We start from the raw sequence: 22,759 nt of genomic DNA on the forward strand, positions 1-22,759 counted from the left end.
TCGGCCACACCACCACCCACACCTGGGACCGCTACGACCACACCCTCACCACCACCAACCCCCTCGGCCACACCACCCACTACACCTACAACCAACACGGCGACCTCACCACCATCACCCGCCCAGATGGCTCTCAGCGCAGCGCCGAGTACGACGACATGGGCAGCGTGGTGACACTGCGCGAGGCGGATGGCGGATTGTGGCAACAGACCTACGATGCCGCTGGGAACCGCGAGACGCTTACCGATCCGGCGGGCAACGTCACACGATTCGATATCGACAACCGTGGCGCCGTGACAGGCGTGACGGACGCGCTGGGGCGGTCAAGGCGATACGTCTGCGACGCTACCGGGCTACCAGTATCTGTGACCGGCCCGATGGGAGAACGAACAGAGGCTGTGCGTGACAGCTTCGGACGCGTCACCATGCTGCGCGATCCACTGGGCGCGACAACATACTTCGAGTACACGATGGAAGGTCGCCCCCTGTCCCAGACCAACCCGTCGGGAGAGACACTGAGCTGGAGATGGGATGCGGAGGGGAACTGCCTAAGCTACCGGGATGAGAGCGGAGCAACCACACATTATGGCTACGGCGTCTTCGACCAACTCACCGAACAGGTCGCCCCCGACGGCGCCCGACACCAGTTCGTTCGTGATACCGAACTGCGGCTGGTGGCCGTCATCGCGCCGAACAAGCGCCAGTGGGAATACTCGTGGGACGCCGCTAACCGCCTTGTCGGTGAATCGGACTTCGACGGCCGCAGCATCCAATATCGCTTCGACGAGGGCAATCGGCTGGTCGAACGTACCAATGCGCTCGGCCAGAGTGTCACTTATGCCCGAGACCCGCTTGGGAACGTCACCGCCAAGGAAACGGCCACCGGAGTCACTACCTTCTCCTACGACGCACTCGGTCAACTACTGCACGCCGCCGGCCCGGATGCCACGCTCGAGATCCAACGGGATGCGCTCGGACGACGACTGACGGAGTCGATCAACGGCCGCGTACTCGCATTCGCCTATGACGTAGTTGGCCAACCTCTGACGCGGACCACCCCTGCGGGCCGCACCAGTCGATGGACTTACGACGCTTCCGGCCGACCTGTCCGGTTGGTCTCCGCTGGAAACACCCTCGAATTCGAGCATGACGCGATGGGACGCGAGACGCAGCGCCGTTTCGCCGATTCCTTCCAGATTGCTCAGCGATGGGACGGCCAAGGCCGCCTGACGCGTCAGTCTTTCGTGCAGCCGGACACCAACACGAGTACTCGCAGCTTTTCCTACCGTGCCGACCACGCACTCACGAGTGTGGAGGACTCGCATGAGGGCACCACACACTTCCATCTCGACGTGCTCGGACGTCCTCTCACCGTCCGTGCTCCGGGCATGCTCCAGGAAGAGTACGCGTACGACTCACTTGGAAACCAGACCGACGCCACGTGGCAGGGACAGTCCTCCCACCAGGGGCATCGCCAGTACAACGGCACGAAGATCACTCGTGCTGGCCGCACTCGGTACGAGTACGACGCGGCTGGCCGTATCGTCACACGTAGGACGGCGCTCCTGTCGGGAGGAGCAAATGTCTGGCACTACCAGTGGGACGCCGAGGACCGGCTCGTCGAAACCACCACTCCGAGCGGGGAGCGCTGGTGCTACCGATACGACCCACTCGGCCGCCGCATGGCCAAACTGCGATGCATCGGCGATGACCTTGTCGAGGAGACCACCTTCACCTGGTCTGACCACACTCTCGTCGAGCAGAACACCGCCATGGCTGACGAAGCCGACGCGAACACCTTCGCCATCACCTGGGACTACGACGGGCTACACCCCCTGACCCAGGTGGAGGGATGCACTCATCAGGAAATCGACAGCAGATTCTTCGGGATGGTTACCGACCTGGTCGGCACCCCCACAGAACTGGTGGACGAGCGCGGGGCTATCGTATGGCGCGGACGTACCTCGCTCTGGGGGGCGCAGCGGGATCACGAAGAGGAAGGCACAGCCACAACACCGCTACGCTTTCCCGGACAGTACTCAGATCCGGAGACCGGGTGGAACTACAACCTCCATCGCCACTATGATCCCGCAACCGGGCGCTATACCTCGCCCGACCCTCTCGGTCTGCTACCGGGGCCGAACCACTACGGCTACGTACCCAATCCTCGCACCTGGGCAGATCCGCTGGGGTTGTCCGCACATCCGGCGCAACCCAGCTTCGTGGCGGACCAGCACGGCACGGTTATCCCAACCGACAGAGCCAGGTTCGAGCAAGGGCTCCAGGATGCGGTGAACTCAGGGGAACCGGGGTTCGGTACGTTCCCAACCCGTTCTGCGGGACAGGGCTACACGCTGCCCAGTGGTGAGAGCATCCGCATCATGGAGCCATCGGGCAGTGCACCGCTGAGGGCCAGCTTCGAAAGCGCCAACGGCCAACCGGTAAGCCCCTTCACCGGGCGGCAACCTCAGGCGCCACGAGGGACCCGTGGCGCGGCAGCCCGACAGTACATTCGCGAACGCACCCATGTGGAGCTATCATGACGAGCGCCATTGCAGAAATCTCCAGCCACCTCCCGCTTTCGGTGGAAAGTGCGCGACAGGAGTCGGAGTTTCTTTATCTGGGTGGCCCTAACTGGCGGCTTCGAATCTCGGGAGCCTGGCGTCTCATGCGTGGTACCCACATTCTGACCTCCCGAGATTCCGAGGCTTCCGGCGAGACGTCCGGGGCGATCGGGTCGCTCGTCGGCACCTGCGTCGTGGAGTGTCGAGCACAGTCGGCGTTCCATGACATCGATATCGCCCTCGTTCTGGACGACGGAAGCGTGCTGGAGACCTTCAGCGACTACCTCTACGACACATGGTTGCTCACCCTGGGAAACCTGGCCATTGAGGGGCCTCTGCAGAGGTGAGTCAGTGGCATCGCGCACCTGACATGCCCGTAGTTTCCGTCGGTTGGTCAAAGACCCCCCATGTGCTCGCGGGGGAACACCGCGGTGTGCCGTGGTGCGCCTCCTGGCAGGACGGTCGGCCCGGGGTGATGGTCACCGTGGACGGCGGTGGTGCCTCGGCGTCGGGCCGGGTGCTCCGGGTCAACCTGATCACGCGATACGCCCGTCTGGTCGACGTACGGAACCCGCCGCACAGGCGCCGAGGTCCGGCTATCGGGCCTTCGCGCCTCCGCGGTGCGGCGAGGGAACCGGCCGCTGGCCGCGAGCGGGCGTGGCCGCGGGACGAGCGGCAGGAGCGGGGGCTGGCGCGGGTCAGCCGGTGGTGGCGGTGGTGTGGAGGGCGTGGAGGAGGGTGCGCAGGGGCGGTTGGTCGGGGGTGGGGTCGCGGACGGCGGCGGAGATGGTGCGGATCGGTTCGGGGTTGTGGACGGGGCGGATGACCACGCCGGGGTGGGGGGTGCGCAGGCCGAGGCGGGGCATCAGGCCGATGCCGAGGCCGGCCGCGACGAAGCCCTGGGCCGTGGCGTAGTCCTCGCTCTGGACCACGAAGTCGGGGCTGAAGCCGGCGGCGGCGCAGGAGTCGATGACCGGTTGCAGGCAGGGGCCCGGTGGTTCGCTGCCGACCCACGGTTCGGTGGCCAGCGCGCCCAGTTCGACCCGCTCCGTCTCGGCGAGCGGATGGCCGGCGGGCAGCACCGCCGCGTACGGGTCGTCGAGCAGGTGGACGAGGCGAACGCCCGGGTCGGGCGGCCGGGTCGGCGGGTGCACCAGCACGGCCAGGTGGGCCTGGCCCCGGCGGATCTCCCGCAGCGGGTCGGCCGGGTCGGCGAGTTGGAGGTCGGCGCGGACGCCGGGGTGGGCGGCGCGGAGCCGGGCCAGCGCGGGGGCCACCAGGGTGGCGCCCGCCGTGGCGAAGTAGCGGACGGCCAGCTGGCCGGTGCGGCCGGCCGTCAGGTCGGCCAGGGTGGGCAGGAGGCGGGAGCGCCAACCGTCGCTGAGCATCCCGCGGATGAGCTGTTGGGCGGGGTCGTCGGGGGCGAACCCGTCGTGGGTCAGGAAGAGGCGGGTGCCGGTGCCTTCCGGGGTCAGCCGCCAGGTGACGGTGGAGTCGAGGCCGTCGGCGCGCCAGCTGATCCGCAGCCGGCTCGGGGCCTCGAAGTCCAGCACCCGGCAGTGGATCACGCCGTCGATGCGCTGGCGCACGCCGGGCCTGGGGCGCCGCTGACCCTGGACGGCCCCGAGGGCCGGCACGCGGTGGCGGTGCGTCGGCGCGTGTCGGCGAGGAGCTGGTGCTCAGCGACGGCGCCGGTCGGACCGCGACTGCCCGTGGGTGGGGTGTTGGCGAAGCAGGACGTTGAAGTCGGTGACGATCGGCCAGTCCGCGTGGGACTTCGCCCGGTCCCGCCGCGTGGCCCGCTCGCCACACTCCGCACACCCCTCGACGGGCTCTGGCCCGGACCGCACCCGACTCAACGGATCGACGGGCAACGGCCCGTCCGGCACGGCCATCCGGGGGTCGAGGTAGTCGGCACAGGAAGAGAACATGGGGTTCCTCCTCTCGTGATTCCGGTGGGGCACGGCGCGCCCGTCGGGTTGGACCTGCCCGGTGCCGACCCGCTGGGCGGGCGCTCTGGAAGGGGCAGGGGCTTTCGGTGGCCCGGAGAGGCGGGCCGGGTTCACGCGTGGGGCGTTTGTTCGTCCGCCCCGTCGGCAGGGCGGACGAACAGCAGGTCACCCGCCGGGAAGCGGGCCAGACTGCCTCCTTCCCGGGTGACGATGACGGCCACCCCACCCACCGGACCGTGGTCGGTGCGCGCCACGGCGACGGTCCGCCACTGTCCGGCGTAGCCGACGCTCCGGCTACGACGCGCGCGGCCGGCGCGTCCGCCGCGTCACCCCGTCGGGTCACGAGAGCCGGTGGGAGTACGACGACCGCGACCAGCCCACGGCGGTCGAGAGCGCCGGCCGCGCGTCACCTTCTCCTACGACGACAACGGGCGTGAGGTCCAACGCGGCGTCGGTGACGTCCGGTTGGACCAGACCTGGAACGACGCCGTACTGCTGGCCGAGCAGACCGAGGCCACCGCCGAGGGCGACGTCCGGCGTACCGTCTGGGACTGGGAACAGGGCCGGTTCACGCCCGTCACCCAGATCGAGAGCACCGCCGTCCGGGACCGGCCCCAGGAGTGGATCGACGAACGCTTCTACGGCATCGTCGCCGACCTGGTCGGCACGCCCACCGAACTCGTCGACGAGGCGGGTGAGATCGCCTGGCACCAGCAGGCCACCGTCTGGGGCGCGCCACGGACGGAATCCGACGGGCAACGTGCCTACTGCCCACTCCGCTTCCCCGGGCAGTACGCTGACCCCGAATCCGGTCTGCACTACAACTACCAACGCCACTACGACCCGGACACCGGCCAGTACGCCACCCTCGACCCCCTCGGCCTGGCCCCAGGACCCAACCCCCGGGCCTATGTCAGCAATCCCCACACCGCGGTCGACCCCTTCGGCCTCGCCCCGGACTGCGAACGCGCCCTCGCGGCGGCTCGCCAACGCGCCAAGGCCGAACAACAGGCACCAACGGGCGGAAGCAAGAAGACCCGCCCCACCAGCTCCGCCGGCCTTGTCGTCACGGACGCCGCAGGCAACCAGCACGTCTTCACCGGCGCCAGCATCAAGGGCGGCGGCGACCACAACCTCCACCCGGACGTCCAGGCGGCGTACGACCGGGTGCCGACGGAGGTTCGTCAGGCACTCCAGGGCAACCAGCACGGTCGCTGCGGTGAGGCTGAAGCGCTCACCAATGCGCTCAACGCGGGAGTTGACCCCAGAGGTGGAACAATGGCCGCGGTGGAAATCCGGGCAAGTGGGAATGCCAGACACGGAGATCCAAAAGTGATCTGTCCGTCGTGCGCTCACGTACTTGGGCAGTTCAACATCACGGGAGTTACCTGATCATGGAAGACGCGACTGAGCGCTGGTCGGCCGAAACCGATCGTGTATTGAGAGAAGCAGGTTGGAGCCCGCATCGTCGAGTGTCCACAGAGGAATGGGAGCGCATCCTCAAGGAAAGCGACGGGTTCGAGGCGCATGAGAAGGCGCGGGCCTTTCTCGCGGAGTTCGGCGGGCTCGAATTCGAATTGTCGGGAAAGGGGGTCGCTGTGGAGCGCATGCCCTTCTCGCTCAACCCGCTGGAGGGGCAGTGGGAGGCTGATATCTACGAGGACATGAGCGAGGAGACGGGGACCAGCCTGTACCCGATCGGGGAGATGGCCCGTCGGCACCTGTTTCTTGGCATGGCGGAGGACGGCTCGGTCTATCGAGGGCGCGATGCGGTTGATTTTTTTGCCGACAGCGGTGATCAAGCCCTCGATAAACTCATCAGTGGATATCGGTGACTGGTCCAGGTGTTGAGAATCTGTTGTCCGGCGGACCTTGGCCCGCCTGGGATCGGCAGAGCAAAACCGTCGATACGGTGGGACCGGGCCCTGGAGAAGCTGGTGGAAGGCGTCCGCTGAGGGGTTCTACGGTGGTCGGCATGACCGAACTCGCCGTCGTGGTGGACGAGGTACGTGTCCTGGTGCGGATGAACCGCACGTCCTGTGGGCCGTTCGCGCACGTGCTGCTGCGGTTCGAACCGCCCGGGCCTGACGGGGGGTTGGAGCTGCTCAGCGTGGTGCCGGAGGAGCGGCTGCCCGGGGAGTTCCTGCCGGCGTTGCGGGAGGGGCTGCTGGCGGGGCTCGACGGGGTGGCGGCCGGGGTGCTGGTCACCGACGGGACCTACCACGAGGTGGACTCCAGCGAGTTCGGCTACCGGATCGCCGGCCGGGAGGCGGGGCTGGCCGCGCTGATCGGTGCGGGGTTGGTGCCCCGCACCGAGGCGCGGAGGCTGCGCTGGACGACCTGGCCCGGGGCCCCGCGCCGGCGCTGACGTCGGGGTCAGGGATCGCCGGCCGGTCGCCGTGCGAGGAGGTCGGCCAGGGCGGGCAGGACGCGGGAGCGCCAACCGCCGCCAAGCATCCCGCGGATGAGCTGTTGGGCGGGGTCGTCGGGGGCGAACCCGTCGTGGGTCAGGAAGAGGCGGGTGCCGGTGCCCTCGGGGGTCAGCCGCCAGGTGACGGTGGAGTCGAGGCCGTCGGCGCGCCAGCTGATCCGCAGCCGGCTCGGGGCCTCGAAGTCCAGCACCCGGCAGTGGATCACGCCGTCGAACCGGCCGCCCGGGTCCGGCGCGGTGGTGAAGGTGAACGGGTGGCCCTCGGCCAGGCGGAACGTGGTGGGCATCAGCCAGCGGGCGAGCAGCTCGGGTTCGGTCAGGGCCCGCCAGACCCGCTCGGGCGGGTGCGGCAGGAACTGGTCGACCTCGATCAGCCGTGGGTTGTCATCGGTCACGCGCGTCGCCCTCCTCACCCGGGGCACCGTCGTCGAGGTCCTCGGCCAGCAGGGCGTCGAGCGCGCCGAGTCGCTGCCGCCAGAACTGTTCGTAGGGAGTGAGCCAGGCGGCGACCTCGCGCAGCGGCTCGGGGCGGAGCGCGTAGTGCCGTTCGCGGCCGTGCCGGGTCTCGGTGAGCAGGCCGCAGGCCAGCAGCACCTTGAGGTGTTCCGAGACGCTGGGCCGCCGCATCGCGAACTCGGCGGCGATCACGTGCACCGGCTGGGCGCCCCGTTCCCGCAGCAGGGTGAGCACCGCGCGCCGGACGGGGCTGGCCAGGGCGGCGAAGACGGCGTCCTGCCGGACCGGCGGGTCGGTCGTGGGCGACGCCATCACGCCCCCCGCGGCGGCGGGCCGGCGAGCACGAGGCCGTTGCCGTCCGGGTCCGTCAGCGTGCCGAAGCGGCCCCAGGGCGCGTCGTCCGGCCCCTCGACGGGGACGCCGGCGGCGCGCAGCCGGTCGATCTCCGCGTCCACGTCCTCGGTCTGGAGGACCAGGCCGCGGAGGCTGCCGGGCGGCATGGTCGGGAACCAGGTGACCAGGGTGATCCCGGTCTCGGCGCCCGCGGGGGCGACCTCGACCCACCGTTGGTCGGGGCCCATCGGGTTGTCCCGGACCAGCTCCAGGCCGAGCACGTCGACGTAGAAGTCGCGGGCCCGGTCCTGGTCGCTGACCGGCAGGGAGACGAGTTGGGTCCTGGCGATGGTCATGCCGCCATCCTGCCACATGGGTAGGGAGATTCCTACCGGTTGCTGCTCGGGGGCGACGGGCCGGCTCAGAGCGGGTGTGAGACGTCGTCCGCGCCGGGGTCGGGGACGTCGGGATTGCCACGCAGGTTGATGACGGCCAGCACCAGGCCGCCCCACACCACCAGCATGGCGACGATCATCATCACGATGGCCGAGGCGGACATCAGTCGTTCCTCTCGACGGAGTGGTCGACGGAGTGGTCGACGGAGTGGGCGGAGTCGACGGTGGTTTCGCGGCCGGCGGGTCGGCGCCGGGAGAGCAGCGTCAGCAGGAGGCCGGCCAGCAGCGCCCCGCCGGCCACCCCCCAGCCGCCCCAGAGCAGGAACGTCGTCGAGTAGCCCTCGTAGTTCTCGTCCAACTCGTGGCGCAGGCTGTCGACCATCATCCAGGTCAGCACCACCGGGGTGAGCACGCCGAGGCAGATCCGCCACCACACGCCGAGTCCGATCGACGAGGTGGCATCCGCGTTCCGTTGCAGCGCGGGCAGTTTCCGCAGGCCCCAGCTGACGGTGATCAGCAGCACCAGGCCGGCCAGCGCGATCCCGTACTGGTTGATGAAGTGGTCGGCCACGTCCAGCAGGTAGAGGCCGCTGTCGTTGGCGAACAGCAGCAGCGAGACCACCGTCACCGCGCCGCCGACGCCCAGCACGGCGCCGGTGCGGCCGAGGCCGGTCCGGTCCTGCACGGCGGCGATGATCACCTGGACGATGCTGATCAGCGAGGTGAAACCGGCGATCGCCAGTGAGAGGAAGAAGAGCACACCGAAGAAGGCGCCCATCGGCATCTCGGAGATGATCTGCGGGAACGCGACGAAGGCCAGCCCGACCCCGCTGGAGCTGACGTCCGCCACCCCGACGCCGGCGGCCTGTGCCATGAAGCCCAGGGTGGCGAAGACCGCGACGCCCGCCAGGATCTCGAAGGAGCTGTTGGCGAACGCGGCCACCATCGCCGAGCCGGAGAGGTCGGACTTGCGGTGCAGGTAGGAGGCGTAGGTGATCATGATGCCGAAGCCCACCGACAGCGAGAAGAAGATCTGCCCGTAGGCCGCCACCCAGACGCTGCCGTCCGCCAGCGCGCCCCAGTCGGGGGTGAAGAGCGCGTCCAGGCCGAGCGCGGCGCCGTCCAGGGTGAGCGCCCGGGCCACCAGCACCAGGAAGAAGCCGACCAGCAGCGGGATGGTCACGATGTTGGCCCGCTCGATGCCGCGCCGGATGCCCAGCAGCAGCACACCCAGGGTCAGTACCCAGATCAGCAGCAGCGGCCAGGCCACGCCGGGCACGAACGTCGAGATCTCGCCCGGCGTCTCGTTGAGCTGGAGGAACTCCTGGTTGAGGAAGCCCTCCGGGTCGTCGCCCCAGGCCTGGTCGAAGGAGAAGCCGACGTAGCGGAGCGCCCAGGCGAGGATCGCCGCGTAGTAGGTGGCGACCACGAAGCAGATCGCCACTTGCCACCAGCCGATGGCCTCCGCCGGCCGGGCCAGCTTGCGCAGTGCGCCCGGCGGCGAGGAGCGGTACTTCCGCCCGATCGTGTACTCCAGGATCAGCAGCGGGATGCCCGCCGTCAGCAGCGCCGCCAGGTAGGGGATCAGGAACGCGCCCCCGCCGTGCTCGTAGGTCACGGCGGGGAAGCGCCAGATGTTGCCCAGCCCGATGGCCGATCCGATGGCGGCCATCAGGAAACCCAGACGGCTGCCCCACTGTTCACGCTGCGGCTGTTCGGTCATGGTTTCCACGTTCCTCGGAGGTCTGCTCGGTGGTCGCGGCTCGGCCGGGAACGTGGGCGCGCGGCCGGCCGAGCGGCCTCGCCGTGCGTGCCGGGGGGTGCTGTGGGGGCGCCGCCCGGGCGGTTCCCGGTCCTGTGGTGGGGGCGACTCGCACCCCGGTGCTCCGGTCGCCGCCGGGGAACGCCAAGCGGCTCAGAGAGCGGCGGCACCGAGCTGCTCCGCGTCGGAACCCGACGACCCGGGGCACGCTACCAGCCGGTCACTTGCGGGACCAGGGTAGTGCGTACCGGACCGTATCGCGTCAACTCGGGCGCGGCGTGCCGGAGTCGCCTCGGGCGCGGCGCGGCGCGCGCCGGGTCGCCGGTCGCTCGGCGCCGGGTCCGGTCGTTTCGCGCCGGGGGTGACCCCGCGCGCCGCGGTCGGTTCCTCGCGCCGGGCTCGTCACCGCGTGCCGGGTGCCTCCGGGGCGCCCGCCGGGCCGAGGACGGTGTCGGCGAACTCGGCCAGCCGGGCCCGCAGCTGCTCGCGCCCCAGCCGTTCCCGGTCGGTGAGGTGGCTGACGAGGTCGGCCCGGGTGGCGGCGAGCAGCGCGTGCGCGGTGAAGGCGGGGTCCCCGGGGGCGGGGATTCGGGCCAGCGTGTCGCGGAGTAGGTCGTGCCAGTGGTCGTAGTGCTCGGTTCGGTAGGGGCTGTCGCTGCCGGCCTCCTCCAGCGCCAGCGTCAGGTGGCGGTTGTCGAGCTTGAAGCAGAGGGTCGCGTCCAGCAGGGCGAGCACCCGCCGCCGGGGTGGCGTGGTGGGGCCCAGGGGCGGCGGGCCGGTCCGGATGGCGGCCGAGAGCGGGGCGAGTCGGCTCGCGTGCAGCGCCCTGATCAGCCCGGTCCGGTCGCCGAAGGCGCGGAACAGGGTGCCCTTGCCGACGCCGGCCGCGGCGGCGACATCGGCCATGGTCACCGTCTCGGGGCGGGGGCTGCCGGCGAAGAGGGTGTCGGCGGCGGCGAGCACGGCGGCCCGGTTGCGGGCCGCGTCCCTGCGGGGCCTGCGTGGTGGCTGGTGCTCGGGTGGCTGCTCGCCGACCTGGTCCGGGCGGTGCTCGCCGTCCTGGCCGGAGTCGGGCGTGCGGTTCTCGTCGGGGCTCTGGTCGGGGCTCTGGTCGGGGTTCGGCCTGGACACTGCGACTCCTCCTTGCGAAGCGGACCCCGGGTCCGTATCGTGAAGCGGACCCCAGGTCCGGATTCTATGGGACGGAGCACCCACGCCTCATGCCCTCACCTCGCCAGGCGCCGCCACGGCCGACGACCCCCGGCACCGCCCTCGTGGTCGGCGCGAGCGGCACCACCGGCCGCCGTGTCGTCCCGCCGCTGCTCGCCGCCGGCCTCCGGGTCAGGGCGGCCAGCCGGCGCGCCACCCCCGTGCCGGGGGCCGAGCCGGTCCCGTTCGACTGGCACCGGCAGGACACCCACGAGCCGGCCCTCGCCGGCGTGGACCGCCTCTACCTGGTGCCGCCGCCGGGTGACCCCGACCCGGCCGCGGTGATGCTCCCCTTCCTGACCCGGGCCCGGGCGGCTGGCGTCGCCCGGGTGGCGCTGCTCAGCTCGTCGGCCATCCCGGCGGACGGCCCGGCGGTGGGCGTCGTGCACCGGGCGCTGCCCGGCCTCTTCGACGAGTGGGCGGTGCTGCGGCCCTCCTGGTTCATGCAGAACTTCACCGGGGAGCACGCCCACGCCCGTTCCGCCCGCGACGAGGGCGCCCTGCTGACCGCCACCGGTTCGGGCCGGGTCGGGTTCGTCGACGCCGACGACATCGCGGCGGTGGCCGCGGAGGCGCTGTCCGCGACCCGGGCGCCCAACACGGACCTGGTCCTCACCGGGCCCGAGGCGCTCGGCTACGACGACGTCGCCGCGATCCTCACCGAGGTGACCGGCCGGCCCGTGGTCCACCGCCGGCTGACCGTCGAGCAGCTGGCCGCCCGGCTGGCGCCGCAGCTCGGGGCGGAGTTCGGCGCGCTGCTGGCCGGGCTCGACGAGGCCATCGCCGCCGGGGCGGAGGACCGGGTCACCGACACCGTCCAGCGGCTCACCGGCCGGCCGCCCCGCGACTTCCGCACCGTCGCGGCACGGGAACTGGCGGCCGCCGGCTGACCGACCACCGTCCGTCGGGCCGTCGGTCCGCCGGCCGTCCGCCGCGCGCCAACGGTCGGCCGGTCGGCGGGGGTTCGGTGGCCGGGGGAGGAGGGGCCAGGCGGTACCATCCTTCGGTCACCGCTGAGCGCCAAGGCCGAGGAGGACCCCGGGGGATGGCCGGAGAACCGCAGGCTGACTGCCTGTTCTGCAAGATCGTGGCCGGCGACGTGCCGGCGACGGTGGTCAGGGAGACCGCGACCACCCTCGCGTTCCGGGACATAAGCCCGCAGGCCCCCTGCCACGTGCTGGTGATCCCGCGCGGGCACTACCGGGACGCCGCCGCGCTCGCCGAGGCGGCCCCCGAGGTGGCCGCCGACGTGCTGCGCGAGGCGGGCGCCGTGGCCGAGCAGGAGAAGGTCGTCGACAGCGGCTACCGGATCATCCTCAACACCGGCGCCGGCGCCGGCCAGACGGTTTTCCACGCGCACGCCCACGTGCTGGGCGGGCGCGGGCTGAACTGGCCGCCCGGCTGACCGGGGCGGCACGATGTCCGCCCGCGAGCTGGTGGTGCTCGGCACCGCCAGCCAGGTGCCGACCCGACGGCGCAACCACAACGGCTACCTGCTGCGCTGGGACGGGGAGGGCATCCTCTTCGACCCGGGCGAGGGTACCCAGCGACAGCTGACCCTGGCCGGCGTCAGCGCGCACTCGCTCACCCGGATCTGCGTCTCGCACTTCCACGGCGACCACGCGCTCGGCCTGGCCGGGGTGATCCAACGGATCAACCTGGACCGGGTGCCGCACCCGGTGCCGGTGCACTACCCGGCCAGCGGCCAGCGGTACTTCGACGCGCTGCGCTACGCCACCGCCTACCACGAGACCGCGGAACTGCGGCCGGCCCCGGTCGCCGAGGACGGTGTGCTGGCGCGGACCGACGCGTTCGAGCTGAGCGCGGCGCGGCTCTCCCACCCGGTGGAGTCCTTCGGCTACCGCCTGGTGGAGCCGACCGGCCGCCGGATGCTGCCCGACCGGCTGGCGGCGCTCGGCGTCACCGGCGCCGACATCGGCCAGCTGCGCCGGACCGGCCGGCTGCGCGGCGTCACCCTGGCCGAGGTCAGCGAGGAACGCCCCGGGCAGCGCTTCGCCTTCGTGATGGACACCAGGCTCTGCGACGCCGTCTACGAACTGGCCGCGGGCTGCGACCTGTTGGTGATCGAGTCCACGTTCATGGCGGCGGACGCGGGACTGGCCGACGAGTACGGGCACCTGACCGCCGAGCAGGCGGCCCGGGTCGCCGCCGAGTCCGGGGTGCGCCACCTGGTGCTGACCCACTTCTCGCAGCGCTACCGCGACCCGGCGGGCTTCGCCGAGGAGGCCAGGGCGGCCGGCTTCACCGGCACCCTGACCGTCGCCGAGGACCTGACACGGGTACCGGTCCCCACCAGGGCCGACCCTCGGTAGGCCGGGCCGGCGGCCCTGCCGCCGGTCGCCCAGGCGTGGCGTCGCCCGCGCCGTCGGGTGAGCGCGCCCGGCCTGGGCGCAGAGGGCCCCGGCTCGCGCCCCGCCCCGCCACCGCACGCCGGCGTGCGGGAACCCTTCGCCCGCCTCACCGCGCCACCGTCCGCCGCCCCGCCACCGTCCCCCAACAGGCGCGCGCGTGCGCGCGGCCCCCGGCGGCCGCCGTTCCGGTCCCGCGCCCAGTTCAGCGCCCGGTCACGCACCCCGTCCCGCACCCGGCCAGCCGGCCCTGGTCAGCACGCGTTCGGCGACCGCCGCCGAGTCCACCAGCGGGTGCAGCGCCAGGGCGTGCCTGGCCAGCTCGGCCGAGCCGGTCGTCGCCGCCGCGATGGTCGCCCGTTCCACCGCCTTGACCTGGAGCATCAGGCCCAGCTCGGCCAGCCCGGGGGCCAGCGTCGGCACCGGGTGCGCGCCCTGGGCGCCCACCTCGCACACCGTCTCCACGATGGCGTCGTCCGGGAGTTCCGGCACCGTGCCGGCGTTCCGCACGTTGAGGATCAGCCGGCTGGGCCGGTCCTCGGCGATGGCCGCCATCAGGGTCAGCGCCACCCGGTCGTAGCCGCCACCTGCCAGATCGCGGCTGTCCCGCTCGCCGCCGCCGCTGGCGGCCCGCTGCTCCGCGCCGTAGGTGCGCTCCCGCTCCAGCCGGGTCCGCTCCCAGAGCGCCGGCGCGCGGTCCAGGTCGCGCGCCGCCTCGGTGAAGAAAGCGCCCTGCTGGGCCGCCAGGAACTCCCCGCGCGTCCCCCCGGCCGCCGCGACCGCCCGCCGGGTCTCCCGGCCGAAGTAGTAGTAGTGCAGGTACTCGTTGGGCAACGTGCCCAGCGCGCGCAGCAGTTCGCCGCCGAAGAGCCGCCCCTCCTCGAAGCCGGCCAGGCCCGCGTCGTCGGCCAGCAGCTCGCCGAGCAGGTCCCGGCCGCCGTGGCTGAGCGAGTTCAGCCAGCCCAGGTGGTTCAGCCCCACGTAGCCGTAGCTCACCTCGTCCGGCGCCACCCCGGCGGCCCGGGCCGCCCGGCGCACCAGACCGACCGGCGAGTCGCAGATGCCGATCACCCGGTGGCCCAGCCGGCCGGCCATCGCCTCGGTCACCAGCCCGGCCGGGTTGGTGAAGTTGATCAGCCAGGCGCGCGGCGCCAACTCCGCGACCCGCTCCGCGATCCGCAGCGCCACCGGCACCGTGCGCAACCCGTAGAGCACCCCGCCGGCGCCCACCGTCTCCTGCCCGAGCAGCCCCTCGGCCAGCGCGGCCCGTTCGTCCCGCACCCGGCCCTCGGTGCCGCCCACCCGGATCGCGTGGAAGACGAAGTCCGCGTCCCGCACCGCCTCGTCCAGCGACTCGGCCACCCGGACCGCCGGCGCGTCCGGCACGCCGTCCGCCAGCCGCGCCAGCACCCGGGCGATCACCCGCACCCGGGTGGCGTCGGTGTCGAACAGCCGGACCTCGTTACAGCGAACGGGTGAGCGCTCGCCCGCCGTTGTCAGTAGCGCCCGGTATACCAGGGGGACACGGAACCCTCCGCCGCCGATGATCGTGAGCCTCATGAGGCGGAACGTACCGTAGAAGAGCCCACCCCCCAGCCCGGAGTCGCAGGTGACCCCTCAGCACGAGCCCCCGACGCGCAGCACGCTCGACCCGCTGGCCCAGCGGCGCGCGCCCGCCGACCCGGTCCGCGACGTCTACCTCACGGGCACGGTCTTCCTGGACATCATCTTCACCGGCCTCGACTCGGCGCCGGTCCGCGGCACCGAGTCCTGGGCCAGCGGCCTGGGTTCCAGCCCCGGCGGCGTGGCCAACATGGCCACCGCGCTGGCCAGGCTCGGCCTGCGCACCAGCCTGGCCGCCGCGTTCGGCGACGACATGTACGGCGAGTACTGCTGGGAGACGCTGGAGCGCGGCGAGGGCATCGACCTCTCCCGCTCCCGCACGGTCCCCGGCTGGCACTCCCCGGTCACGGTCTCGATGGCCTACGAGGGCGAGCGCACCATGGTCTCGCACGGCCACGAGGCGCCCCTGCCGGCGGCCGAGCCGGCCGCCGAGTGCGTGCCGAAGGCCAGGTCGGCGGTGGCCTCGCTGGTGCCGGGCCGGCCCCAGGAGTGGATCGCCAAGTCGGCCGGCCAGGGCAGCCTGATCTTCGCCGACACCGGCTGGGACGAGTCCGGCCGCTGGGAGCTCTCGGCCCTGCCCGACCTGGCGCACTGCGAGGCGTTCCTGCCCAACGCGGCCGAGGCGCTGCGCTACACCGGCGCGGCCGACCCGCGGGCCGCCGCGCACGCGCTGGCCGAGCGGGTGCCGGTCGCCGTGGTCACCATGGGCGCCGACGGCGCCTACGGGGTGGACGCCAGGACGGGCGAGACGGCCCACGTGCCGGCGATCGCGGTGGAGGCGCTGGATCCGACGGGCGCCGGGGACGTCTTCATGGCCGGTTTCGTCACCGGCACGCTGGCCGGCTGGCCGCTGGCCGACCGGCTGGCCCTCGCGGGGCTGACGGCCTCGCTCTCGGTGCAGGAGTTCGGCGGCTCGCTCTCGGCGCCCGGCTGGGCCGAGATCGCCGCCTGGTGGCACGGCGTCCGGACGCTGGCCCCCGCCGCCGCGCCGCCCGGTCCCGAGGCCGCCGCGCTGCTCGCCAGGTACGCCTTCCTCGACGCGGTGCTGCCGGGCCCCGGGGCGCCCTGGCCGCGCCGGCGGGCCGTGCCGACGCTCGGGTTCCGTGGCTGACCGGCCGGTGCCCGGCGTGTCCGGCCGGCCGCGGCGGGTGACCGGCCGGGCCCCGCCGGGGGCGCGGCCAACACCGCAGCGCGGCAAGGAGATAGCGCTCCGTAATGTCCTGGGGCAACCGGCGCCCGGCGTCGTACCCTGGGGGCCAAGGCACCCCAGCGCAGAGAGGGATGAGCAGGGTCCTTCCGGGCCGCCCATGACGCAGACACCCACACACCAGCCCCGCCCCACCGACGAGGCGACCGCCCGGTTCACCGTCCCGGCCAAGCACCCGATGGTCACCGTGCTGGGCTCGGGAGACGCGCTGCTGCGCGTGATCGAGCGGGCCTTCCCGGCCACCGACATCCATGTCCGGGGCAACGAGATCCGCGCCACCGGCGACGAGGCGGAAGTGCGGCTCGTGCAGCGCCTCTTCGACGAGATGATGCTGGTGCTCCGCACCGGTCAGCCGCTCACCGAGGACGCCGTCGAGCGCTCCATCGCGATGCTGCGCGGCACCGGTGGCGACGACGCCAGCCCGGCCCAGGTGCTCACCCAGAACATCCTGTCTAACCGGGGCAAGACCATCCGCCCCAAGACGCTCAACCAGAAGCGCTACGTGGACGCGATCGATCAGCACACGATCGTGTTCGGCATCGGTCCGGCCGGTACCGGCAAGACCTACCTGGCCATGGCCAAGGCCGTCCAGGCGCTCCAGTCCAAGCAGGTCAACCGCATCATCCTGACCCGCCCCGCGGTGGAGGCCGGGGAGCGGCTCGGCTTCCTGCCGGGCACGCTCTACGAGAAGATCGACCCCTACCTCCGCCCGCTCTACGACGCGCTGCACGACATGCTGGACCCGGACTCGATCCCCCGGCTGCTCAGCGCCGGCACCATCGAGGTCGCCCCGCTGGCGTACATGCGCGGCCGCACCCTCAACGACGCGTTCATCATCCTGGACGAGGCGCAGAACACCAGCACCGAGCAGATGAAGATGTTCCTCACCCGGCTCGGGTTCGAGTCCAAGATCGTGATCACCGGGGACGTCACGCAGGTCGACCTGCCGGGCGGCACCCAGAGCGGCCTGCGTCAGGTGCAGGAGATCCTGGACGGGGTGGACGACGTCCACTTCTCCCGGCTCACCAGCCAGGACGTGGTGCGGCACAAGCTGGTCGGGCGCATCGTGGACGCGTACGACCGATATGACCACCGGACCGGAAAGTAGCCGCCCCGCATCATGGCGATCGAGGTCAACAACGAGTCCGGCCAGCCGCTCGACGAGCGGGCGCTGCTCGACATCGCCCGCTACGCGCTGGCCCGGATGCGCATCCACCCGCTCTCCGAGCTGTCCGTGATCGCCGTGGACGCGGCGGCCATGGAGCGGCTGCACGTCCAGTGGATGGATCTGCCGGGGCCGACGGACGTGATGTCCTTCCCGATGGACGAGCTGCGCCCGCCGGCCAAGGACGACGAGGAGCCCGTCCAGGGCCTCCTCGGCGACGTGGTGCTCTGCCCCGAGGTCGCCGCCGAGCAGGGACGCGCCGCCCCCACCAGGCACTCGATGGACACCGAGCTGCAACTCCTCACCGTGCACGGGGTGCTGCACCTGCTGGGCTATGACCACGAGGAGCCGGCCGAGCGGGCCGAGATGTTCGGCCTCCAGCAGGCCATCGTCGACGGTTGGCGCGCCGAGCGCGGCCTGTCCGGGCCCTCCCCGGCCCCCACGCTGACATGACGGGCACCCTGCTGGTCGCGGTGCTGGCGCTGCTGGCCGTCGGCTGGCTGTCGTCCTGTGCCGAGGCCGGGCTCTCCGTGATCACCAGCTACCGCGCGGAGGAGGCGGTCCGCGCCGGCCGCCGGGGCGCCGACCGGCTCGCCGAGCTGGCCGCCGACCCGACCCGCTACCTCAACCTGGCGCTGCTGCTGCGGGTGGCCAGCGAGATGGCCGCCGCCGTGCTGGTCGCCTACGCCTGCCTGGAGGCCTTCGACGGGCTGCTGCCGGCGCTGTCGGCGGCCTTCGGCATCATGGTGCTGGTGTCGTTCGTCGCGGTCGGCGTCTCGCCCCGCACGATCGGCCGGCAGCACCCGCTGACCACCACCATCGCCGCCGCCTACGTGCTGGTCCCGCTGGTCCGGGTGCTCAACCCGCTGACCCAGGCGCTGATCATCCTGGGCAACGCGGTCACCCCGGGCAAGGGCTTCCGCAAGGGCCCGTTCGCCTCCGAGGCCGAGCTGCGGGCCATGGTCGACCTGGCCGAGCGGGAGTCGCTGATCGAGGACGAGGAGCGCCGGATGGTGCACTCCGTCTTCGAGCTGGGCGACACCCTGGTCCGCGAGGTGATGGTGCCCCGCACGGACCTGGTCTCCATCGACCGCGACAAGAACCTGCGCCAGGCGCTCAGCCTGGCGCTGCGCTCCGGCTTCTCCCGGATACCCGTCACGGGCAAGAGCGACGACGACATCGTCGGCATCGTCTACCTCAAGGACCTGGCCCGCCGGACGCACGTCAGCCGGGAGGCGGAGACGGAGCCGGTCGAGGTCGTGATGCGCCCGGCCACCTTCGTCCCGGACACCAAGAACGCGGGTGACCTGCTGCGCGAGATGCAGCGCGACCACATCCACGTGGCGGTGGTGATCGACGAGTACGGCGGCACGGCCGGCCTGGTCACCATCGAGGACATCCTGGAGGAGATCGTCGGCGAGATCACCGACGAGTACGACGTCGAGCTGCCGCCGGTCGAGGAGCTGGGCGGCGACAGCTACCGGGTCACCGCCCGCCTCGACCTGGGGGCGCTGGGCGAGCTGTACCACCTCCGGCTGGACGACGAGGACGTGGAGACCGTCGGCGGGCTGCTGGCCAAGGCGCTCGGCCGGGTGCCGATCGCCGGCGCCCGTGCCGTGGTCGACGTCTCGGCCGAGCAGCCGCTGGACTCGGCGGGGCCGGCGCTGGCCGCGCTCCGGCTCACCGCGGAGTCCCCGGCCGGCCGCCGGAACCGCATCGAGCGGGTCCTGGTGGAGCCGGTGCCGGCCGAGACGGCCACCCAGGAGTCCCAGCCGGCCGAGTGACCCGCCGGGGTGCGCGCGCCCGGCCCGTCGGCCGGAGGCCGAGTGACGTGGTGCGCCCCGGTGGCCCTCACCCGAACGGGGGAGCGAGGGTGGCCGGGGGCCCGTTCGGGTGGCGCCATGGGAGCCATGAACGCGCATCTGCGAACGGTCACCGTCGCCGGGCTCGTCACCCTCAGCCTCGCCCTGGCACCCGGCCAGCCGGCCGCGGCCGACGCCCTCGGCGAGAGCCAGCTGAAGGCCGCGCTGCTGGACCCGCTGGACTTCCCCGAGGGCTGGGCCAGCGACAGCGAGGAGGCCGCCGCCGAACGCGGCTTCGGGGTGCCGGAGCCGGCCGAGAACGCCTGCGGCGAGCTGTTCGACAGCTCGGCCGACGAAGCCCAGCGCGCCGGCTTCGCCAAGACCCAGACCGGCCCGTTCGTCACCACCGTGGCCACCGCACACGGGGACACCGCCGCCGCGCGCCACGCGCTGGACGCCTTCCGGGCGGCGGCCGACGCCTGCGACACCTTCCACACCGAGGAGGGCCCGGCGGGCGACCAGACCACCGTCGCCTACGACCAGGAGCCGTCCGGCGACCCGCGGGCGCTCGGCGACGAGAGCGCCGCGGCCCGGTACCAGCGCCGGCTGGGCGACCCGGACACCGGTCCCTCGGTGCTGGTCGAGGTGGTGATCGCCCGGGTCGGCCCGCACCTGGTGCGGGTCGCCCAGGCCGGCCGGGAGGAGCCGGACGCGGACCCGCTGACCGCGATCGCCGACCGCGCGGTGGCCAAGCTGACCGAGGCGGCCCGCGGCGGCACCCCGGCGCCGCACCCCGACCAGCCGGGCACCACGGAGCTGTGACCGCGCTCTCGCCGCCTCCCCACCGCCGCCCGTCGCGCACCGCATAAGCTCGGGGCCATGACTGAAGGCGTTGCCCCCCGGGCGGTGGACCTCGACGAGCCGGGGCCGGAAGACCGCAAGATCATTACCCTGGCCCGCAGCGCCAGGGCCCGCAACGGCGCCGCCGAGGGGGCGGCCGTGCGCGACGAGATGGGCCGCACCTACGTGGCGAGCACCGTCGCCCTGCGGTCGCTGGAGCTGAGCGCGCTGCGCACCGCCGTCGCCATGGCGGTGGCCAGCGGCGCCCGCTCGCTGGAGGCGGCCGCCGTGGTGACCGGCGCCGAGGCGCCGGCCCCCGAGGACGTGGCGGCCGTCACGGACCTCGGCGGCGCGGGCACCCCCGTGCTGCTGGCTGGCCCAGACGGCGTGCTTCGTGCGACGATCGCCGCCTCATGAACTCCCCTGACCCCCAGGCCGCCTCGGCCCCGCACCGCTCCGGCTTCGCCTGCTTCGTGGGCCGTCCCAACGCCGGCAAGTCCACCCTCACCAACGCCCTGGTCGGCACCAAGGTCGCCATCACCTCCAACCGGCCGCAGACCACCCGGCACTCGGTGCGGGGCATCGTGCACCGTCCCGAGGCCCAGCTGGTGCTGGTGGACACCCCCGGGCTGCACAAGCCGCGCACCCTGCTCGGTCAGCGCCTCAACGACGTGGTCCGCACCACCTGGGCCGAGGTCGACGTGATCGGCTTCTGCCTGCCGGCCGACCAGAAGGTCGGTCCTGGCGACCGCTTCATCGCCAAGGAGCTGGCCCAGGTCAAGCGCACCCCCAAGCTCGCGGTGGTGACCAAGACCGACCTGGTCGACCGCGAGACGCTCACCGAACAGCTCATCGCCGTCGACCAGATGGGCCGCGAGGCGGGCATCGAGTGGGCCGAGATCGTGCCGGTCTCCGCCGTCGCCGGCGAGCAGGTCGGGCTCCTCGCCGACCTGCTGGTCCCGTTGCTGCCGGAGGGCCCGCCGCTCTACCCGGAGGGCGACCTCACCGACGAGCCCGAGCAGGTGATGATCGCCGAGCTGATCCGGGAGGCCGCGCTGGAGGGGGTGCGGGACGAACTGCCGCACTCGATCGCCGTGGTGGTCGAGGAGATGCTGCCGCGCGAGGACCGCCCGGCCGACCGGCCGCTGCTGGACGTGCACGCCAACCTCTTCATCGAACGCCCCAGCCAGAAGGGGATCGTGATCGGCCCCAAGGGGCAGCGGCTGAAGGACGTTGGCACCAAGGCGCGGCGGCAGATCGAGGCCCTGCTGGGCACCCCGGTCTTCCTCGACCTGCACGTCAAGGTCGCCAAGGACTGGCAGCGCGACCCGAAGCAGCTCCGCCGCCTCGGTTTCTGACCGACGGCCCCGGCCGGCGGGCCGCCGGTGCGGCCGAGCCGGGGCAACGCCCCGCGGTCGACCGTGGGTTCGGCCGGCGCCGCGCCAACGGCTGGCCGCCGTGCGGCAGCTGCGGGAGCTCTGGGCGCGCGTCCCGCATGATGCCCCGGCCAGCCAACGGTTTCCGGAGCAACGCCCCAGGCCAGGCCGCCTGGTTCGGCCGGCGGCGGCCATCCGCGGGGCCGGTGGGCTGGGCGTCGCCTCGACGGCCGGCCGTTGCCCAGCCTGCTCCGGTTTCCGGGGCAACGTCCCAGGCCAGGCCGCCTGGTTCGGCCGGTGGCGGCCATCCCCGGGGCCCGGCGGGCTCGCCGCCACCTCGGCGAGCGCCGCGCCGCAACGCCCCAACCCGGGGCCGCCGTTGCGGGAGCGTCAGCCGCCCGGTGGCCGCGCCGGCCCCCGGGGCGGCGGGCCCGGCGGTCAGCTGGTCGCCGTGGCGGCCGCGGTCAGCAGTCGTTCGGTGTCGGCCGGCGGCAGCCACAGCGCCGCGCCGAGCGCCTCCAGCATGGCCCGTTCGGCCTCCCGGTAGGGGCCGTCGGCCAGCGCGATCCGCGCCCCGCGCAGCAGCAGGCTCTCCCGCCCCGGGGTGGCCAGGTGCGGCGTCAGCGCCGCGACCGTCTCGCTCGCCTCCTGGGCCATCAGGGACAGGCTGCGGGCCGCCAACGAGGCCTGGACGGTCAGCAACTGCTCCTCGGAGCAGTCGGGGAAGCCGGCGTCCCGCACCGCGTCCAGGGCCAGCCGCCTGGCCGGCTCCGCGTCCACACCGCCGGCGGCCAGCATCGCCAGGGCCACCGAGTGGGTGGCCTCCCGCAGCAGCGTGGCCAGCTGGGTGGTGGTGGGCAGGGCGAGCGCCCGCTCGGGGAACCGGCGCCGGCAGGAGACGCACTCCAGCACCGGCGCGGCCGGGCCGCGGCTCAGCAGTGGCACTCCCAGCACGGTCAACCGCCGTCGCCCGGCCAACCGTTGATAGCGGCGATCACCCCCGCAGGACGCGCAGAAGAAGTCCCCGTCATCCGTGACCCGCCAGACAGTCCTGACCCCGGCCAACCGGGAGTGCACCACGTTGTACCTCCGTTACCCGCTGGCTACGATGCCGCGACCGTGATGTTAACCACAGGCGGCGCCCGGCGTCAGTAGTCCGTCGCGAAGTCCCGGTGACGGCGGGCCGGGGAACGGCTCGGGGAACGGACGGCACGAGGCCGGGAACGGGGGCGGTTCGGCCCCGTTCCCGGCCTCGGCCGGTTGGGCTGGGAGCAC

The 22,759-nt window shown here is 72.7% G+C and carries 25 protein-coding genes; 15 read left to right on the forward strand and 10 right to left on the reverse strand.

Annotated elements, in window-relative coordinates; translation table 11 throughout:
- Positions 1-2,543: RHS repeat-associated core domain-containing protein (locus RM844_RS31195; RefSeq protein WP_311670810.1), on the forward strand; the 2,543-nt coding region annotated here is incomplete at its 5' end.
- A complete protein-coding gene (locus RM844_RS31200) occupies positions 2,540-2,911 on the forward strand; it encodes a hypothetical protein (RefSeq protein ID WP_311670811.1) in 372 nt (123 codons plus the stop codon). The genes RM844_RS31195 and RM844_RS31200, both read left to right, overlap by 4 nt.
- A 351-nt stretch (positions 2,912-3,262) precedes the next feature.
- On the opposite strand, the gene RM844_RS31205 is transcribed toward RM844_RS31200, so the two are convergent.
- Positions 3,263-4,153: a LysR substrate-binding domain-containing protein gene (locus RM844_RS31205; protein ID WP_311670812.1), complete on the reverse strand. Its 891-nt coding sequence runs from the start codon at positions 4,151-4,153 to the stop codon at positions 3,263-3,265.
- Positions 4,154-4,243: 90 nt separating this feature from the next.
- Entirely contained in the window at positions 4,244-4,495 is a 252-nt protein-coding gene (locus RM844_RS31210; protein WP_311670813.1) for a hypothetical protein, read from the reverse strand.
- A gap of 372 nt (positions 4,496-4,867) precedes the next feature.
- Between RM844_RS31210 and RM844_RS33670 the strand changes: the two genes are divergently transcribed.
- From RM844_RS33670 to RM844_RS31230, 3 genes are all read left to right on the forward strand, one after another.
- Complete coding sequence (locus RM844_RS33670; RefSeq protein WP_394814639.1) at positions 4,868-5,908, forward strand: RHS repeat-associated core domain-containing protein; 1,041 nt, start codon at positions 4,868-4,870, stop codon at positions 5,906-5,908.
- A gap of 2 nt (positions 5,909-5,910) precedes the next feature.
- The gene (locus RM844_RS31225) at positions 5,911-6,351 is read left to right on the forward strand and encodes an SUKH-3 domain-containing protein (RefSeq protein WP_311670814.1); all 441 of its coding nucleotides are present in this window, start codon (positions 5,911-5,913) and stop codon (positions 6,349-6,351) included.
- A gap of 140 nt (positions 6,352-6,491) precedes the next feature.
- Complete coding sequence (locus RM844_RS31230; protein ID WP_311670815.1) at positions 6,492-6,884, forward strand: hypothetical protein; 393 nt, start codon at positions 6,492-6,494, stop codon at positions 6,882-6,884.
- 8 nt (positions 6,885-6,892) lie between these two features.
- Here RM844_RS31230 and RM844_RS31235 read toward each other — a convergent pair whose 3' ends face one another.
- From RM844_RS31235 to RM844_RS31260, 6 genes are all read right to left on the reverse strand, one after another.
- On the reverse strand, positions 6,893-7,342 hold the full coding sequence (locus RM844_RS31235; RefSeq protein ID WP_311670816.1) for an SRPBCC family protein: 450 nt from the start codon (positions 7,340-7,342) through the stop codon (positions 6,893-6,895).
- Entirely contained in the window at positions 7,332-7,715 is a 384-nt protein-coding gene (locus RM844_RS31240) for an ArsR/SmtB family transcription factor (RefSeq protein WP_311670817.1), read from the reverse strand. Before RM844_RS31240 ends, RM844_RS31235 begins: the two co-directional genes overlap by 11 nt.
- The gene (locus tag RM844_RS31245) at positions 7,715-8,092 is read right to left on the reverse strand and encodes a VOC family protein (protein ID WP_311670818.1); all 378 of its coding nucleotides are present in this window, start codon (positions 8,090-8,092) and stop codon (positions 7,715-7,717) included. The genes RM844_RS31240 and RM844_RS31245 overlap by 1 nt, the downstream gene beginning before the upstream one ends.
- A 65-nt stretch (positions 8,093-8,157) precedes the next feature.
- Positions 8,158-8,295: a methionine/alanine import family NSS transporter small subunit gene (locus RM844_RS31250; protein ID WP_311670819.1), complete on the reverse strand. Its 138-nt coding sequence runs from the start codon at positions 8,293-8,295 to the stop codon at positions 8,158-8,160.
- Positions 8,295-9,854: a sodium-dependent transporter gene (locus tag RM844_RS31255; RefSeq protein WP_311670820.1), complete on the reverse strand. Its 1,560-nt coding sequence runs from the start codon at positions 9,852-9,854 to the stop codon at positions 8,295-8,297. The genes RM844_RS31250 and RM844_RS31255 overlap by 1 nt, the downstream gene beginning before the upstream one ends.
- 441 nt (positions 9,855-10,295) lie before the next feature.
- Positions 10,296-10,856 (reverse strand): TetR family transcriptional regulator, encoded by a 561-nt coding sequence (locus tag RM844_RS31260; RefSeq protein ID WP_311670837.1) that lies wholly within the window; start codon positions 10,854-10,856, stop codon positions 10,296-10,298.
- A gap of 257 nt (positions 10,857-11,113) precedes the next feature.
- On the opposite strand from RM844_RS31260, the gene RM844_RS31265 reads away from it, so the two are divergent.
- The 3 genes from RM844_RS31265 to RM844_RS31275 all read left to right on the forward strand — a co-directional run bounded on the left by RM844_RS31265 (position 11,114) and on the right by RM844_RS31275 (position 13,435).
- Positions 11,114-11,992 carry an NAD(P)H-binding protein gene (locus RM844_RS31265; protein ID WP_311670821.1) on the forward strand — a complete coding sequence of 293 codons (879 nt, stop codon included), beginning with the start codon at positions 11,114-11,116 and terminating at the stop codon, positions 11,990-11,992.
- A gap of 155 nt (positions 11,993-12,147) precedes the next feature.
- Positions 12,148-12,507, forward strand: coding sequence for a histidine triad nucleotide-binding protein (locus RM844_RS31270; protein ID WP_311670822.1), 360 nt, complete (start codon positions 12,148-12,150; stop codon positions 12,505-12,507).
- 13 nt (positions 12,508-12,520) lie between these two features.
- Positions 12,521-13,435: a ribonuclease Z gene (locus tag RM844_RS31275; RefSeq protein WP_311670823.1), complete on the forward strand. Its 915-nt coding sequence runs from the start codon at positions 12,521-12,523 to the stop codon at positions 13,433-13,435.
- Between the two features lie 252 nt (positions 13,436-13,687).
- Here the strand turns inward: RM844_RS31275 and RM844_RS31280 are convergent, their stop codons facing one another.
- Positions 13,688-15,031: a family 4 glycosyl hydrolase gene (locus tag RM844_RS31280; RefSeq protein ID WP_311670824.1), complete on the reverse strand. Its 1,344-nt coding sequence runs from the start codon at positions 15,029-15,031 to the stop codon at positions 13,688-13,690.
- Positions 15,032-15,080: 49 nt separating this feature from the next.
- Here RM844_RS31280 and RM844_RS31285 point away from each other — a divergent pair, with 49 nt between their 5' ends.
- The 7 genes from RM844_RS31285 (at position 15,081) to era (ending at position 21,466) form a co-directional block, all read left to right on the forward strand.
- The gene (locus tag RM844_RS31285; protein ID WP_311670825.1) at positions 15,081-16,205 is read left to right on the forward strand and encodes a PfkB family carbohydrate kinase; all 1,125 of its coding nucleotides are present in this window, start codon (positions 15,081-15,083) and stop codon (positions 16,203-16,205) included.
- Positions 16,206-16,401: 196 nt separating this feature from the next.
- Complete coding sequence (locus tag RM844_RS31290; protein ID WP_311670826.1) at positions 16,402-17,409, forward strand: PhoH family protein; 1,008 nt, start codon at positions 16,402-16,404, stop codon at positions 17,407-17,409.
- A 12-nt stretch (positions 17,410-17,421) separates the two neighbouring features.
- Positions 17,422-17,919 carry an rRNA maturation RNase YbeY gene (gene ybeY / locus RM844_RS31295; RefSeq protein WP_311670827.1) on the forward strand — a complete coding sequence of 166 codons (498 nt, stop codon included), beginning with the start codon at positions 17,422-17,424 and terminating at the stop codon, positions 17,917-17,919.
- On the forward strand, positions 17,916-19,250 hold the full coding sequence (locus tag RM844_RS31300) for a hemolysin family protein (RefSeq protein WP_311670828.1): 1,335 nt from the start codon (positions 17,916-17,918) through the stop codon (positions 19,248-19,250). The genes ybeY and RM844_RS31300 overlap by 4 nt, the downstream gene beginning before the upstream one ends.
- A gap of 126 nt (positions 19,251-19,376) precedes the next feature.
- A complete protein-coding gene (locus RM844_RS31305; RefSeq protein WP_311670829.1) occupies positions 19,377-20,090 on the forward strand; it encodes a hypothetical protein in 714 nt (237 codons plus the stop codon).
- Positions 20,091-20,147: 57 nt separating this feature from the next.
- Complete coding sequence (locus RM844_RS31310; RefSeq protein WP_311670830.1) at positions 20,148-20,525, forward strand: cytidine deaminase; 378 nt, start codon at positions 20,148-20,150, stop codon at positions 20,523-20,525.
- Complete coding sequence (gene era / locus RM844_RS31315) at positions 20,522-21,466, forward strand: GTPase Era (protein ID WP_311670831.1); 945 nt, start codon at positions 20,522-20,524, stop codon at positions 21,464-21,466. The genes RM844_RS31310 and era overlap by 4 nt, the downstream gene beginning before the upstream one ends.
- A 456-nt stretch (positions 21,467-21,922) precedes the next feature.
- Here era and RM844_RS31320 read toward each other — a convergent pair whose 3' ends face one another.
- Complete coding sequence (locus RM844_RS31320; protein WP_311670838.1) at positions 21,923-22,549, reverse strand: TerB family tellurite resistance protein; 627 nt, start codon at positions 22,547-22,549, stop codon at positions 21,923-21,925.
- Positions 22,550-22,759 lie beyond the last annotated feature (210 nt).

This window comes from Streptomyces chisholmiae (assembly GCF_031845445.1).
Lineage (GTDB): Bacteria > Actinomycetota > Actinomycetes > Streptomycetales > Streptomycetaceae > Streptomyces > Streptomyces chisholmiae.

What these genes read in the sequence shown, in the direction of transcription:
- RM844_RS31200 (WP_311670811.1), top strand. Translation starts at nt 2,540, where the DNA reads ATGACGAGCGCCATTGCAGAAATCTCCAGCCACCTCCCGCTTTCGGTG.
- RM844_RS31210 (WP_311670813.1), bottom strand. Translation starts at nt 4,495, where the DNA reads ATGTTCTCTTCCTGTGCCGACTACCTCGACCCCCGGATGGCCGTGCCG.
- RM844_RS31270 (WP_311670822.1), top strand. Translation starts at nt 12,148, where the DNA reads ATGGCCGGAGAACCGCAGGCTGACTGCCTGTTCTGCAAGATCGTGGCC.
- RM844_RS31245 (WP_311670818.1), bottom strand. Translation starts at nt 8,092, where the DNA reads ATGACCATCGCCAGGACCCAACTCGTCTCCCTGCCGGTCAGCGACCAG.
- ybeY (WP_311670827.1), top strand. Translation starts at nt 17,422, where the DNA reads ATGGCGATCGAGGTCAACAACGAGTCCGGCCAGCCGCTCGACGAGCGG.
- RM844_RS31265 (WP_311670821.1), top strand. Translation starts at nt 11,114, where the DNA reads ATGCCCTCACCTCGCCAGGCGCCGCCACGGCCGACGACCCCCGGCACC.
- RM844_RS31305 (WP_311670829.1), top strand. Translation starts at nt 19,377, where the DNA reads ATGAACGCGCATCTGCGAACGGTCACCGTCGCCGGGCTCGTCACCCTC.
- RM844_RS31240 (WP_311670817.1), bottom strand. Translation starts at nt 7,715, where the DNA reads ATGGCGTCGCCCACGACCGACCCGCCGGTCCGGCAGGACGCCGTCTTC.
- RM844_RS31300 (WP_311670828.1), top strand. Translation starts at nt 17,916, where the DNA reads ATGACGGGCACCCTGCTGGTCGCGGTGCTGGCGCTGCTGGCCGTCGGC.
- RM844_RS31255 (WP_311670820.1), bottom strand. Translation starts at nt 9,854, where the DNA reads ATGACCGAACAGCCGCAGCGTGAACAGTGGGGCAGCCGTCTGGGTTTC.
- RM844_RS31280 (WP_311670824.1), bottom strand. Translation starts at nt 15,031, where the DNA reads ATGAGGCTCACGATCATCGGCGGCGGAGGGTTCCGTGTCCCCCTGGTA.
- RM844_RS31290 (WP_311670826.1), top strand. Translation starts at nt 16,402, where the DNA reads ATGACGCAGACACCCACACACCAGCCCCGCCCCACCGACGAGGCGACC.
- RM844_RS31250 (WP_311670819.1), bottom strand. Translation starts at nt 8,295, where the DNA reads ATGTCCGCCTCGGCCATCGTGATGATGATCGTCGCCATGCTGGTGGTG.
- RM844_RS31225 (WP_311670814.1), top strand. Translation starts at nt 5,911, where the DNA reads ATGGAAGACGCGACTGAGCGCTGGTCGGCCGAAACCGATCGTGTATTG.
- RM844_RS31275 (WP_311670823.1), top strand. Translation starts at nt 12,521, where the DNA reads ATGTCCGCCCGCGAGCTGGTGGTGCTCGGCACCGCCAGCCAGGTGCCG.
- era (WP_311670831.1), top strand. Translation starts at nt 20,522, where the DNA reads ATGAACTCCCCTGACCCCCAGGCCGCCTCGGCCCCGCACCGCTCCGGC.
- RM844_RS31230 (WP_311670815.1), top strand. Translation starts at nt 6,492, where the DNA reads ATGACCGAACTCGCCGTCGTGGTGGACGAGGTACGTGTCCTGGTGCGG.
- RM844_RS31310 (WP_311670830.1), top strand. Translation starts at nt 20,148, where the DNA reads ATGACTGAAGGCGTTGCCCCCCGGGCGGTGGACCTCGACGAGCCGGGG.